This window comes from [Zimmermannella] faecalis ATCC 13722, from assembly GCF_000381765.1.
GTDB classification, from domain to species: domain Bacteria; phylum Actinomycetota; class Actinomycetes; order Actinomycetales; family Microbacteriaceae; genus Gulosibacter; species Gulosibacter faecalis.
Genome location: NZ_KB907080.1, coordinates 52,034 through 65,631, shown reverse-complemented (window position 1 = coordinate 65,631; position 13,598 = coordinate 52,034). Strand labels below are relative to the sequence as shown.

At 69.8% G+C, this 13,598-nt stretch carries 13 protein-coding genes; 7 read left to right on the top strand and 6 right to left on the bottom strand.

The annotated features are described in order from the left end of the window. Entirely contained in the window at positions 1 to 921 is a 921-nt protein-coding gene (gene trmB, locus G328_RS0109415; protein ID WP_019619100.1) for a tRNA (guanine(46)-N(7))-methyltransferase TrmB, read from the bottom strand. Positions 922 to 1,049: 128 nt separating this feature from the next. Between trmB and dapA the strand changes: the two genes are divergently transcribed. The 7 genes from dapA to G328_RS0109380 all read left to right on the top strand — a co-directional run bounded on the left by dapA (position 1,050) and on the right by G328_RS0109380 (position 8,909). After that, the gene (dapA, locus tag G328_RS0109410) at positions 1,050 to 2,024 is read left to right on the top strand and encodes a 4-hydroxy-tetrahydrodipicolinate synthase (RefSeq protein ID WP_019619099.1); all 975 of its coding nucleotides are present in this window, start codon (positions 1,050 to 1,052) and stop codon (positions 2,022 to 2,024) included. A 70-nt stretch (positions 2,025 to 2,094) separates the two neighbouring features. Further along, positions 2,095 to 3,798 (top strand): ribonuclease J, encoded by a 1,704-nt coding sequence (locus tag G328_RS0109405; RefSeq protein ID WP_019619098.1) that lies wholly within the window; start codon positions 2,095 to 2,097, stop codon positions 3,796 to 3,798. 87 nt (positions 3,799 to 3,885) lie between these two features. After that, on the top strand, positions 3,886 to 6,732 hold the full coding sequence (locus G328_RS0109400) for an FtsK/SpoIIIE family DNA translocase (protein ID WP_019619097.1): 2,847 nt from the start codon (positions 3,886 to 3,888) through the stop codon (positions 6,730 to 6,732). Then, on the top strand, positions 6,725 to 7,393 hold the full coding sequence (pgsA, locus tag G328_RS0109395) for a CDP-diacylglycerol--glycerol-3-phosphate 3-phosphatidyltransferase (RefSeq protein WP_019619096.1): 669 nt from the start codon (positions 6,725 to 6,727) through the stop codon (positions 7,391 to 7,393). Before G328_RS0109400 ends, pgsA begins: the two co-directional genes overlap by 8 nt. Further along, positions 7,390 to 8,130, top strand: a complete 741-nt coding sequence (locus tag G328_RS0109390; protein ID WP_019619095.1) for a CinA family protein — start codon at positions 7,390 to 7,392, stop codon at positions 8,128 to 8,130. The genes pgsA and G328_RS0109390 overlap by 4 nt, the downstream gene beginning before the upstream one ends. A 114-nt stretch (positions 8,131 to 8,244) precedes the next feature. Continuing rightward, positions 8,245 to 8,586, top strand: a complete 342-nt coding sequence (locus G328_RS0109385; RefSeq protein ID WP_026339782.1) for a helix-turn-helix domain-containing protein — start codon at positions 8,245 to 8,247, stop codon at positions 8,584 to 8,586. 98 nt (positions 8,587 to 8,684) lie between these two features. Further along, positions 8,685 to 8,909, top strand: a complete 225-nt coding sequence (locus G328_RS0109380; RefSeq protein WP_019619093.1) for a DUF3046 domain-containing protein — start codon at positions 8,685 to 8,687, stop codon at positions 8,907 to 8,909. A gap of 19 nt (positions 8,910 to 8,928) precedes the next feature. Here the strand turns inward: G328_RS0109380 and G328_RS15015 are convergent, their stop codons facing one another. The 5 genes from G328_RS15015 to G328_RS15005 all read right to left on the bottom strand — a co-directional run bounded on the left by G328_RS15015 (position 8,929) and on the right by G328_RS15005 (position 13,562). After that, positions 8,929 to 9,855, bottom strand: a complete 927-nt coding sequence (locus tag G328_RS15015; RefSeq protein ID WP_019619092.1) for an alpha/beta fold hydrolase — start codon at positions 9,853 to 9,855, stop codon at positions 8,929 to 8,931. Then, the gene (locus tag G328_RS0109370; protein WP_019619091.1) at positions 9,852 to 10,589 is read right to left on the bottom strand and encodes an energy-coupling factor transporter transmembrane component T; all 738 of its coding nucleotides are present in this window, start codon (positions 10,587 to 10,589) and stop codon (positions 9,852 to 9,854) included. The genes G328_RS15015 and G328_RS0109370 overlap by 4 nt, the downstream gene beginning before the upstream one ends. Then, complete coding sequence (locus G328_RS15010) at positions 10,586 to 11,968, bottom strand: ATP-binding cassette domain-containing protein (RefSeq protein WP_019619090.1); 1,383 nt, start codon at positions 11,966 to 11,968, stop codon at positions 10,586 to 10,588. The genes G328_RS0109370 and G328_RS15010 overlap by 4 nt, the downstream gene beginning before the upstream one ends. 53 nt (positions 11,969 to 12,021) lie before the next feature. Beyond that, on the bottom strand, positions 12,022 to 12,642 hold the full coding sequence (locus tag G328_RS0109360) for a membrane protein (protein ID WP_019619089.1): 621 nt from the start codon (positions 12,640 to 12,642) through the stop codon (positions 12,022 to 12,024). A 161-nt stretch (positions 12,643 to 12,803) separates the two neighbouring features. Then, positions 12,804 to 13,562, bottom strand: coding sequence for a YwaF family protein (locus G328_RS15005; RefSeq protein ID WP_110463833.1), 759 nt, complete (start codon positions 13,560 to 13,562; stop codon positions 12,804 to 12,806). Positions 13,563 to 13,598 lie beyond the last annotated feature (36 nt).

Below are 13,598 nucleotides of genomic sequence, written 5' to 3'. Positions count from 1 at the left end.
CTAGCTGACGCGAACGCCGACGATGTCGTGCGGCGGGCGATCGGCGAGCCGGCCGCGCTCCTCGAAGTGCGTCAGCAGCCGGCCCTCGAAGCGGGGCGCGAAGCCGCCGCGCTCGGGCTCCGGATCGGCCGGGTCGGGCCGCTCGCCGGCGTGCGGGTTCGTGAAGTGCGGCGACGCCTCGACGACGTCGCGCATCTGCCACGCGTAGTTTTCCCAGTCGGTCGCGAGCCGCCACGTGCCGCCGGGCTCGAGCACGCCCGCGACCGTCGCGGCGAACAGCTCGTTCACGAGGCGCCGCTTGTGGTGCTTCGCCTTGCGCCACGGGTCGGGGAAGAAGGTCCACAGCTCGTGCGCGAGTGGGTTCGACGAGTTCGGATGCGCGGGGTCGCGCCGACCGGTCGTGCGGCCCGTGCCGTCGACGCCGACACCGTAGCCGCCCTGCACGTCGTCGGCGTCGCGCGCGATCTCGAGCCCGAACACGATCGGCACCGCCTGCGCCGCGTCGGCCTCGATGACGCGCACGTTCGTGACGCCCGCGCGCGCGAAGTTGCCGACGCACCGGGCCGCGCCGGGGTGCCACGCCTCGAACGCGAGGAAGTTCCAGTCGGGATGCGCCTGGGCCGCGTGGGTGAGCTGCTCGCCGTTGCCGGGGCCGATCTCGACGACGAGGGGCGCCTCGCGGCCGAACTCGGCGGTGAGATCGACGCGCGCGTCGTCGGCGATCGTCGCGGTCGCCCCGCCCGCGGGGAGGTCGATGAGGTAATCGTCGCCGTGGCGCTCGAGAATCTCGTCGAAGTCGCGGGCCATACGGTTGTGTCCGCGCATCGAGAACGACCGCACGCGGAACTTCGCGCGCGACTCGGCCGACGACTTGGCGGCGCCGCGAGCGGGCGCGTCGGGGGTATCAGGCTGTTCGGGCATGAGCACTATTCTCTCGGTTCACGGCCGCCGGGGCGAACTCACGCCGCACCGTGGGCTGGGGCAGCGGCGGCGTCGTAGCCTGGCGTCGCACTCGACGCGGGTTCACCGCATCACGGTAGGATTACAGAGTGACTGCAAACAACCCTTTCGGCCAGGTACTCGTGGCGCTCATTACGCCGATGGATCACGATGGCGAGGTCGCCTGGGGCGACGTTGAACGCCACGTCGACTACCTCGTCTCGAACGGTGCCGACGGCATTGTCGTCTCGGGCACCACCGGCGAGACCTCGACGCTCACCGACGCCGAAAAGCTGCAGCTCATCAAGGTGTCGAAAGAGGTCGCGGGGAACCGCGCGAAGATCATCCAGGGCGGCCCCTCGAACGAGACCGCCCACGCCATCCAGCTCGCAAAGCAGTCGGAAGCCGCTGGCGCCGACGCGGTGATGGCCGTCACCCCGTACTACAACAAGCCCACACAGGCCGGTCTGCTCACGCACTTCCGCATGATTGCCGACGCGACCGACCTGCCGATGATCATCTACGACATCCCCGGCCGCGCCGGGGTGCCCGTGCGTCGCGAGACGATCACGCGGCTCGCGAAGCACCCGAACATCCTCGCCGTGAAGGACGCGAAGGGCGACCTCGCCGAGGTGTCGCAGGTGCTCAACGAGACCGACCTGCTCTACTACGCGGGCGATGACGCAATGGCCCTGCCCGAGCTCGCGATCGGCGCGACCGGGCTCATCGGCGTCACCGCGAACATCGCGCCGCAGCCCTACCGAACCATCGTTGACGCCGTCAACCGGGGCGACCTCGCCACCGCGACGGCCGAACACAAGCTCCTCGAGCCGCTCGCCCGTGCGACCATGACGCACATCCCCGGCACCGTCTCGACCAAGTACATCCTCCACGGCCTTGGCCTCATCTCGAGCCCCCGCGTGCGTCTGCCGCTCGTCGGGCCCGAAGAACCCGAGGCCGAGGTCATCGAGAACGACGTCGCACAGGTGCACGGGCTCGCCGGCGTCGACTTCTCAAACTTCCGCCCGGATCGCAACGCCGCCGCAGGTGGCGCGCTGCCGAAGATCGCGGGCACGACGCGCTAGGCGTCTCCACCGCGGCCGCCGCACCGGGAACATCCCGGCCGCGACGCGGCTGCCCAATCGACAGGCAACAATGACTCAGACCACAACTGAATCAATCCCGGTCCAGCTTCCGACCCTCGCGCGCGACACGATGCGCATCATTCCGCACGGCGGACTCGGCGAGGTCGGCCGCAACATGACCTCGTTCGAGCTCAACGGCAAGATCTTCATCATCGACGTCGGCGTGCTCTTCCCCGAGTCGACGCAGCCGGGCGTCGACCTGATCCTGCCCGACATCGAGATCATCCTCGACCGCCTCGACGACGTCGTCGGCATTTTCCTCACGCACGGCCACGAAGACCACATCGGCGGCGTGCCCTACCTGCTCAAGCGCAAGCCCGACATTCCCCTCATCGGCTCGCCGCTCACGCTCGCGCTCGTCGAGGCGAAGCTCAAGGAACACCGCATCACGCCGTACACCCTCACGGTGCACGAGGGCGACGTCGAGGAGTTCGGCCCCTTCAAGTGCGAGTTCTGGGCCGTGAACCACTCGATTCCCGACTCGCTCGGCGTGCACGTCACGTCGAAAGCCGGCAGCTTCATTCACACGGCCGACCTGAAGATGGACCCGACGCCGCTCGACGGCCGCCTCACCGACCTGCGCGCCCTCGGCCGCTTCGGCGAGCAGGGCGTCGACCTGTTCCTCTGCGACTCGACGAACGCCGAGGTGCCGGGCCACTCGGGCTCCGAGGCCTCGGTCGGCCCCGCGATTCACGAGGCCGTGCGCACGAGCACGGGCCGCGTCATCGTCTCGAGCTTCGCGAGCCACGTGCACCGCGTGCAGCACGTCATCAACGCCGCGGCCGAGAACCGCCGCAAGATCGCGTTCGTCGGTCGCTCGATGGTGCGCAACATGGGCATCGCGCTCGACCTCGACTACCTGCGCGCTCCCGACGGCGTCATCGTCGACTACAAGAAGGCGCTCGGCATGCCGCGCGACAAGGTCGTGTTCGTGTGCACCGGTTCGCAGGGCGAGACGCTCGCCGTGCTCAACCGCATCGCGCAGGGCGACCACGCGATCGAGGTAGGCGAGGGCGACCGCGTCGTGCTCGCCTCGAGCCTCGTGCCCGGCAACGAGGTGCCGGTGTCGAACATGATCAACAACCTCATGAAGGTCGGCGCCGACGTCGTGCACAAGGGCAACGCGAAGGTGCACGTCTCGGGCCACGGCTTCGCCGACGAACTGCTCGCGGCGTACAACGTCATCAAGCCGAACTACGCCATGCCGGTACACGGCGAGTGGCGTCACCTCACGGCGAACGCGAAGATCGCCGTGAAGTCGGGCGTGCGACCCGACCACACGATCATCACCGAGAACGGTGGCGTCATCGACCTGAAGAACGGCGTGCCGACCAAGGTCGGCGAGGTGCCGGTCGGGTTCGTGTACGTCGACGGCAAGACCGTCGGCACGGTGACCGAAGATGACCTCAAGGACCGCCTGACGCTCTCGTCGGAGGGCTTCATCTCGATCTACACGGTCGTCGACCCGAAGACCGGCAAGATCATCGCGGGCCCCGAGTTCCACGCCCGCGCCTTCGCGCCCGACGACCGCGTGTTCGAGCCGCTCGTGCCGCAGGTACGCAAGGCCCTTGAGGATGCGCTCGACGACGGCGTGCGCGACACGTACCGCCTCTCGCAGGCCGTGCGTCGCGTCGTGGGCCGCTGGGCGGGTACGAAGCAGCGCCGTCGGCCGATGATCGTGCCGGTCGTGACGTTCGCGAACTCCGCCGAGTAGCCGACCCCCGGCGGATACGCGAGGCAATTCGCGGGCACTCCGCGGCGAACCCGGGCAAATCCGGGCCTGGGAAGTACCTTGGTATCCATGCCGAATACTGCCTCGAACCGTGGGAAGAAGGAGACCGCTGCCAAGAGCGGCCGGTCTCGCGGCGCCGCGAAGAACGATACGAAGGTCCAGTTCACGAACGAAGAGCTGGGCTGGGGCGCGCGCGCCTGGAACGGCTTCGCACACCTGATGGGCGGCGCCGCGCGCTCGCTCGGCCGGGATGATCTCGCGAAAGAAGACCGTCGCGACACGTTCCCGACCGTGCTCGTGCTGCTCGGCGTACTCGGGGGCGTGACGCTCTGGTTCTTCCCGGGCAACGTCGTCGCCGAGAACCTCAACGCCTTCAGCTTCGGCGGCCTGTTCGGCCTCGTCGCGTACGCGATGCCGGTTGTGCTCGTCGGCCTCGCGCTCTGGCTCTACCGCCACCCGGCATCGGTCTACGACAACGGCCGCGTGTTCACGGGCCTCGCGATGGCCCTGTTCACGGCGTCCGGCATTTGCCACCTCCACTCCGGCCAGCCGCAGCCCGCCGAGGGCATGCCCGCCCTCGCGCGCTCCGGCGGCATTTTCGGCTGGATGGTCGGCGGCTCGCTCGGTTTTCTCATCACGGTCATCGGCGCGACGGTCGTGCTCGCGCTCATTTTTGTGCTCTCGCTGTTCGTGCTCACGAAGACGCCGCCGCGCCAGCTCCCCACCCGCATCGTGCAGGGCTGGAACTGGCTCGTCGGCGCCGAGAAGCCCGAGGGCGAAGCGAGCAAGCCCGCCACGGCCACCGAGTCGGCGAAACCGCGCGACGCGGCCGACGATGACCTGCCGTGGTGGCGCCGCAACGACACGGGCCGAGAGGAAGACCCGGCCTACGACTCGCCGCTCGTCGACCCCGACAACCGCGAGGGCACCGCCGAGACGCGCGTGCTCGACGACGGCAAGAAGGGGCGTCGCGGCCGCAAGCGCCGCCGCGACGAGGCGACCGAGGTGTTCGGCACCGAGATCTTCGACGACGTGCAGGCGCCGAGCGACGACGCGTCGCCAATTGGAAACTTCGCCGATCCCGCGCCCCTCGAGAACCCGACCGAGGTGCTCCCACCCCTGCGGTCGAACACGCAGCCGCTGCCCGAGCAGGCCGCGAGCCAGTCGAGCTCGCAGTCCGCCCCGGCACCGCGCCCCGGTGCATCCGCCGCGCCCGCTCCGGCCGCGTCGTCGGAGCCGAGCGAGGCCGACGCGCTCGCCGCGGTTGAAGAAGACGAGACCGCGAACTGGGATACGCGCACCGAGGCGGGCGCCGACGAGGCGCCCTACGCGCTGCCGGCCCAGCGGATTCTCGAACGGGGCGCCGCGCCGAAGTCGAAGACCGAGGCGAACGAGACGACGATCGAGGCGCTGAACCAGACGTTCCAGTCGTTCAACGTCGACGCGAAGGTCACGGGCTTCTCACGGGGCCCGACCGTGACGCGCTACGAGGTCGAGGTCGCGCCCGGCACGAAGGTCGAGAAGGTGACGAACCTCTCGAAGAACATCGCGTACGCGGTGCGCTCGAACCAGGTGCGCATCCTCTCGCCGATTCCCGGCAAGTCAGCGATCGGTATCGAGATTCCGAACACCGACCGCGAGACCGTGCAGCTCGGCGACGTGCTCGCCTCGCAGAAGGCGCTCAAGGCGCACCACCCGATGACGATCGGCGTCGGTAAGGACGTCGAGGGCGGGTTCGTGCTCGCGAACCTCGCGAAGATGCCGCACCTGCTCGTTGCCGGTTCGACCGGTTCGGGTAAGTCGAGCTTCGTGAACTCGATGATCGTGTCGCTCCTCATGCGCTCGAAGCCGTCGGAGGTGCGCATGGTGCTCGTCGACCCGAAGCGCGTCGAGCTCACCCCGTACCAGGGTGTGCCCCACCTCATCACGCCCATCATCACGAACCCGAAGAAGGCCGCCGAGGCGCTGCAGTGGGTCGTGAAAGAGATGGAGATGCGGTACGACGACCTCGAAAACTTCGGGTTCCGCCACATCGACGACTTCAACGCGGCGATTCGTGCGGGCCAGGTCGAGGTGCCCGAGGGATCGAAGCGCAAGCTCAAGCCCTACCCGTACCTGCTCGTCGTGGTCGACGAGCTCGCGGAGCTCATGATGGCGGCGCCGCGCGACGTCGAAGACTCGATCGTGCGCATTACACAGCTCGCCCGTGCCGCGGGAATCCACCTCGTGCTCGCGACCCAGCGCCCCTCGGTCGACGTCGTCACGGGCCTCATCAAGGCGAACGTGCCCTCGCGCCTCGCGTTCGCGGTGACGAGCTCGACCGACTCGCGCGTCATTCTCGACCAGACCGGCGCCGAGACGCTCATCGGCCAGGGTGACGCGCTGTTCTCGCCGCAGGGGTCGAAGCCCATTCGCGTGCAGGGCGCCTGGGTGAGCGATAACGAGATTCACCAGGTCGTCACGCACGTGAAGTCCGAGGCGAAGCCCGAGTACCGGGCCGATGTCACGGCGCCGGCAGAGAAGCGCGAGATCGACGCCGACATCGGCGACGACCTCGAGCCGCTGCTCGCGGCCGCCGAGCTCGTCATCACGTCGCAGTTCGGGTCGACCTCGATGCTGCAGCGCAAGCTTCGCGTCGGCTTCGCGAAGGCGGGCCGGCTCATGGACCTGCTCGAGTCGCGCGAAATCGTCGGACCCTCGGAGGGCTCGAAGGCCCGCGACGTGCTTGCGTCACCCGAGCAGCTGCCCGAGGTGCTCGCGATGCTCCGCGGTGACGGCCCGCCGCCCGCGGCGCCGAGCGACGACGGCGACGACGACCCCTACGGCAGCGACCCGATCGCCGCCGAGTACGAGGGTCTCGAAGAGGTCGAGTCGTCGGAGTCCGAGGACGCGTGGGAGCTGACCGGTCGTGACTGAGTCTTCGAACGCGGCGGGCGGGGCGGATACGCGCCCGCGCGTCTGGCGCGCCGGCGACGGCCCCGTGAGCAACTGGGCCGTGCCGAACCTCATCACGATCGTGCGCATCCTGTTCGTGCCGGCCTTCGCGTGGGCTATGCTCGCCGACGCGGGGGAGCACGGCGCGCTGCGCTGGGTTGCGCTCGCGCTGTTCGTCGTCGGCATCGGCTCGGATGCGATCGACGGCCACCTTGCGCGCAGCCGGAATCTCATCAGCGACCTCGGCAAGCTGCTCGACCCGATCGCCGACAAGGCACTCACCGGCGCCGCGCTCATTCTGCTGAGCCTGCTCGGCGAGCTGCCGTGGTGGGTCACGGGGCTGATTCTGCTGCGCGAGCTTGGCATCACCGTGTGGCGCCTCGTCGAGGCGCGTCGCATCGTGCTGCCGGCGGGGCGCGGCGGCAAGCTCAAGACGGTCATGCAGGCGATCGCGATCTCGCTCGCGATTGCGCCGCTGCCGGCGCTCCTCGGCGACTGGATGCACTGGGTCAACGGCATCACCATGGCGGCCGCGTTCGTTCTCACCATCTGGTCGGGAATCGACTACCTCGTGCGGGCATACTGGCCAAAGAAGACCGACGCCGATGGCGCGTCGGCGCAGGCCTCGGGGGAGCACGCATGAGCGACCGCAACACGAACGACGACCGCACGCAGCCCGTTGAGTACTGGGAGGCCGAGGTGCTCGAGCCCATCAACTACGAGGGTGACGAGAACGCCGTGCGGGTGAGCGACGAGGTCGTCGCCGCCGCGGAAGCGGAACGCGCGGCCGGCGACACCGAGCCCGAACCCGACATGCCGGGCCTGCCGCCCGTCGAGTCGGAGGTCAACGCAATCCCCGCGCAGACCGCCGAGCTCGGCGACTTGCTGCTGCGGGCCGACCTCACGATCGCGGTCGCCGAGTCGCTCACCGGCGGCGAGCTCGCCGCCGAGCTCGTGCGCGTGCCGGGTATTTCGGCCGTGTTCCAAGGGGCGACGGTCGCGTATCAGTTCGCGGCGAAGCGCGAGCTGCTCGGCGTCGAGCAGTCGCTGCTTGGCGCGGTCGGGGCCGTGCACCCAGAGGTCGCGCAGCAGATGGCGGCCGGCGTGCGGCGACAGTTCTCGTTCAAGCACGAGCGCGAGGTCGACATCGGCATCTCGACGACCGGGGTCGCTGGCCCCGAGCCCTCCGACGGGAGCGCTCCGGGCCGCGTGTTCATCGGCATCGACTCAATCTTTGGCGACCGCGTCGTCGAACTCGACTTCGGGAACCTCGTGCGGGCCGACGACCCGATCGGCTCGCGCCACCGCATCCGTATCGCGACCGTCGAGGCCGCGATCTTCAATCTGCTCGAACATCTCGCGGAATTCGCGGGAGCCTGAAGATTTCCCGACAGCATTGCCGAACTCGGGAATGCGATCGCGGAGGCTTCGGTTGTAGACTTCAAGGCTCACGAACCGTGCGAGCCACGAACTTATTAGGAAGGGAGGTTCCGTATGGTGCTGGTACGACATGAAATGGGCGAGGTGCTGCGGGACGTCCGTCTACGTCGCGGCGACACCCTCCGTCAGGTGGCCGGTCGCGCTTCGGTGGCGCTCGGATACTTGTCGGAAATTGAGCGAGGGCAGAAGGAAGCATCGAGCGAGATTCTCGCCTCGGTTGCCGAAGCGCTCGACACGCCGCTGTCGACGATCTACCACGAGGTCGGCAACCGTCTCGCGAAGAACGAGACGCTGCTCGCACGCGAGCACGGCCTCACGCAGGTGATTCCCGACACCGTCCCCGACAACCTGCTCGCTGGCGCGGCGCGCCACGAGCCGGTGGTCACGACGCACTAACCCGCGTCGCTTCACCGAAGCGATGGCCCTTTATACCTTCGAGCCCTCGGCCCCGATCGGATTCTCCGGTCGGGGCCGAGGCCGTTAGGCTGTGCGACATGCGATTGAGCGAGTTCCAGCGGGCAGTGCGCGACGAGTTTGGCGAGGCCTATGGCACGTCGGTCGTGCGCGATGTCGTCATCGGCGCCCTCGGCGACCGCACGGCGCGCCAGGCGCTCGACGACGGCGAGGATGCCCGCTCGGTGTGGCTCGCGGTGTGCTCGGCGATGGATGTGCCGCGCGAGCGCTGGTACGGCGTCGGGCTGCTCGACCCGAAGCGGTAGGGGGTTGAAACGGTAGGGGTCACGGCCTGAGCTCGTCGGCCTCGCTGCCCGCGCGGTCGGATCGGAGCGCGCGCACGACCTCGGCGATGACGAGGTCGGGATCGGTGATCGGGAGCAGGTGTCCCGACGACTCGGCGCGGATGAGTCGGACACCGGATGTGTCGCGGGCGCTCGCCTCGTGGGCCCGGACCATCGCCTCGCGCCGGGCCCGAACGCGGCCCGAACGGGGGAGTAACTGCCCCGAAACGAGCGTGATCGGCACGTCGCCGAGCGGGAGCGGGGCGGCGATCAGCGCATCCAGCTCGCGCTCGTACTCCGCGAGCTCGGCGAGGTAGGCGCGCTGCGCCCGCGCGGAGAGGTCGACGGCCCGCAGTTCGGCGAGCACGGCGGGGTGGTACCCGCGGGCACACAGCAGCCGAAGCTGACCGAGCATCCCGGCAAGCCGCGTCGCGCGGGCGAGGGCCGCGCCGCGCCGACGATGCGCGAGTAGCGCGCCCACGCGGGTGTGCTCGTCGCTCGGGTCGAGTAACACAAGCGCGCGCACTCGATGCGGCACCCGCGCCGCCGCGACCCGGGCAATCGGCCCACCCCAGCTGTGCGCGACGAGCACGGCGTCGTCGAGTTCGAGTGCCTCGAGGACGGCGATGACCTCATCCGCCGCGCGTTCGAGGGTGCGCGGGCGCGTGTCGGGATCGCTCCGCCCGAGTCCCGCGCGGTCGAACAGTACCGAGCGAGTCTCGCGCGCGATGCGTTGGTGGAGTGGCGCGAGATAGTTCGCCGACATCCCCATTCCCGCGAGCCAGAGCACGCTGCTACCCGCGCCGGGGGCACCACCGGTGGCGCCACCGAGCGAGCGGACACTGAGGCGACGGCCGTTGTGGTCGATGTCGGTACGCGCGCCGACGAGCTCGTCGAGCGTGGCGACTGTCGATCTCGCCGCGCTCATCCGTGCACCGCCATGGCGACTACGACCGTGACGCACCAGCCGAGCGCGAGCAGTACCGCGTCAAGCGCCCTCGGTGCGACCGCGTAATGGAGCGTCCGGTCAGGCAGCGCCGCGAACCCGCGGGCTTCCATCGCGACGCTGAGTTCGTCGGCGCGGCGGAACGACGCCATGAGCACAGGCACGGTCAGCCTCGCGCCGATTCGCGCAGCTCCCATCCCTCGGCCGCGTGCCCGCAGCCGGGCGATGGCTCGGGCGGCGGCAACGTCGCGGCGAATACCGACGGCGAACTGCGCGCCGAGCGCGATCACGTCGGCGACGCGATACGGCACGCGCACATAGCGGATCAGCGAATCGGTGAAGACGGTGCCGCGAACGTGTGCCGAGCCCGCCACGAATAACAGCATGACCACGACGACCCGCAGGGCACCCCTGAGCGCCGCGAGCGCCTGATCGACCGTCGGCCGCAGCGGGAGCCAGTCGACGGTCGCACTCGGCGTGCCGAACGGCTCGGCGGGAAGCGACATGGCGAACCCGAACCACAGGATCGCGGTGCCCAACACGGCCGTGGCCGCGGCGACAAGCGCGAGCCGCCAGCTCTTCGCCAGGATCGCGACCACCGACGCCGCGGCGCAGATGAGCCCGAACGTGACGCCGGGCGCGACGAGCACCGCGACGATTGCTGGCACCGGCAAGAACGCGACCGCGAAGGGGTGCGGCCGCCACCGCGGGGTCATGCGTCGACCTCGGCGGGGATGCGATCGAACGCGAGCAGGTGCGTCGCGAACGATGCGAACGCGGCGGGTTCGTGCGTCGCGATGATGGTGACGCGCTCTGAAGCGTTCGCTTGGATGAGCGCACACACGAGGTCGGCGCCCGCGCGATCCTGGGCGCTCGTCGGCTCGTCGAGCAGCACGAGCGCTGGCGGGGTACCGGGCGCGGCGACGGTCGCGAGCAACACCGCGAGCCGCTGCCGCTGCCCGCCCGAGAGCCGAAGCGGATGCGTGTCGGCCTCGGCCGCGAGGCCAGCGCGCTCGAGGTGGCCGCGAGCGAGGCCGCGCAGCTCGCCGGAGGGGCGTCGCCCGCGAGCGAGCACCGTGCCGACCTCGTCGATGACGCGCTCGGTGAAGAACAGGTCGGCGGCGTGCTGCGGTGCGGCGCCGATACCGGCGCGGGTTCGCGCTCGTCCACGCGGTGCGACCCGGCCCGCCGCCGGGCGAAGCTCGTCGGCGAGCAGTCGCAGGAACGTGGACTTGCCCGCCCCGTTGTCTCCGGTGACGAGGGCGACAGCGCCCGTCGGCAGGGCACAGGTGAGGTCGTCGAGAATCGCCGAGTCGCCGAGCCGCACGCCGACCCGGTCGAGCCGGAGCGTCGCGTGCGCGGGATCCTCGGTTCGGGCGTCGGCGAGCGTCGGCAGCGTGCGCGAGCGTTCGCCGGGGCGGCGCAGCCCGAGCTCGCCCGCGTGTGGCTCGGCGAGGACGCTCGCGGGCGTCCCGTCGAGCGCGACCCGCCCGGCCTCGAGCACGACGAGGCGGTCGGCCGCCTCGAGGTGCGCGTCGGGGCGATGGTCAATCGCGATGACGGTGAGGTCGCGGGTCGCGCGGGCGCGTTCGAGCGCCGCCACGAACAGGTCGGTCGCGGCGCGGTCGAGGGCGCTCGTCGCCTCGTCGAGCACGAGCACCGGGGCTTCTTGCAGGAGTGCGGCCGCGAGTGCGAGCCGCTGCCGTTCCCCGCCCGAGAGCGTCGCCGGGTGCCGCTCCTCGTCGATCGCGTGGAGCCCGACGAGCCGCAGCTGTTCGCGAGCCCGCGCATCCGCCTCGGCCGCCGGCACGAGTCGGTAGTCGAGGGCCGATCGCACCTCATCGAGTATCGTCGACCGGAACAGCTGCGCCTCGGGACGCTGCCACACCGCGCTCACGAGGCGGGCCCGCGTGAGGGCGTCGGCCTCGGTCATGACGGTGCCGTCAACGAGCACCTCGCCCTCCACGTCGGCGCGGGCGACGTCTTCGAGCGCGCCGAGTATTGCGAGCGCGAGCGTGCTCTTGCCGGAGCCGGTCGGCCCGGCGATCAGCGTGTACGTGCCGCGCTCGAAGCTGAGGTTGAGGCCATCGAGCACTGCGGGCCGCCCGGCGAAGCTAACCCGGAGCCCCCGGACGGCGACCGCGGCGGTCAGATCGGCTCCCCGGGGAAGTCGGATGTGCTGCTCGCGGTGGCGGGGCGTCGCCGCCGGGTTCCCTCGAGATTCAGGCCGGCCCGAAGGAGTGCCTTGGCAAGGAGGTAGGCGATAACGCCCCAGGCGGCGCCCGCGACGAGCCGGATGCCGAGTGCGAGCAGCATGAGGTCGGACGACAGTAGGCGGAACTCAGCGACGGTGAACATCATGCCGTAGCTCACGAGTCCGATCGCGATGCCGGCAACGATGCTCCAGACGAGCCAGCGTCGGTCGCCGGCTGGCGCGGACTCCGTGCCGCGTCGGCGCTGCTGTGCGCGTGCGACGGTGAAGACGATCTCGGCGACGATGCCCGCGACGAACGCCATCGACCCGATGCCGACCACCGCGCCGATGAGCGACGTGATGAGGGCCGAGCCGAAGCGGGGGATGAGGATGCCCGCCAGGATGATCGTGAGGAACCACGGGATAAATGGCGCCGGGGCACCGAGCCACGGGGCCGTTGACCACAGGAGCACCCCGAACACGCGTGAGAGGTGTACGAACGCGGCGGTGAACGCGCCGAGCACGACGCAGGCGAGGAGGCTGCGGGTCGTGAAGCCCGCGAAGGGGCGTTGCATTCGCTCAGCCTCCCGTGACGATGCGAGAGGGGTGGGCAGACGAACGAGACAATCGCGCTCCTGACGGTCGAGATCCAGGCAATTTAGTTAGGTTAGCCTAACTCTCAAATCTGGTGGCGGTGCTGCCGTCGACCCCGGTCGTTCGAACTCGAATCCTCGTCTCAGCGTGAGGCTGACACGACCCGCAGCCATCGACCTGACCCGACCGGCTCGGTCGCGGCCAGTGACCGGCGCGTCGTGAACGGCCAGGTCATGAGTGCCCACACGACGGCGACGAGTGCGAGCTCCCACAGGAGGTAGGTGGGCCACGGGCCGAGGGCATCGAGCAGCGACGCGCCGCGCGGCGCGTGCGCGAGATAACCGTAATTCGCGCCCGTGAGGGAATTCACGAGCATCGCGAGCGCAGCCCAGCCGCACGTGAGTGTCAGGGTGAGTGCGTATCCGCGCCAGGTCGGCCGCAGGCCGACGCCGACCATGAGTACGAGCGGAACGAGGAGTACCGCGACGTGGAGCACCCAATAGAGCGTGAACTCGAGCGCCGGGGCGACGAAGTAGTTGAGGTCGGGCGTGAGGAGCGACATGAGGTTGAGGGTGAAGCCCCAGTAGTAGGCAATCAGCACGGCCCACGGCGCGCGGGTAATGAGCGCAACCGCGGCGAAGATCCGCAGGCCATCCGAGAAATGAAATGGGAGGGATTCGGCGAGGTTCCAGTTGGCCGGGAGGAATCCCCAGGCGAGCCAGAACACGGCGACGACGAGGAGTGCCCAGCCGGAGGCGGTCAGTGCGCGGTCGAGCCGCGGTGCGCGGCGTTGTCGGTCTGCGAGCAGGGGGAGTGCGACGGCGAGCACGACGGTGATTGCGAGTACCGAGAGGTGCTCGGCGCCGTAGGCCGGCATGTGTCCGATTGGCGCGGGTGCCATGGTGCTCCTCCCTGGTGGTCGGCGGGTCGTCGCTGA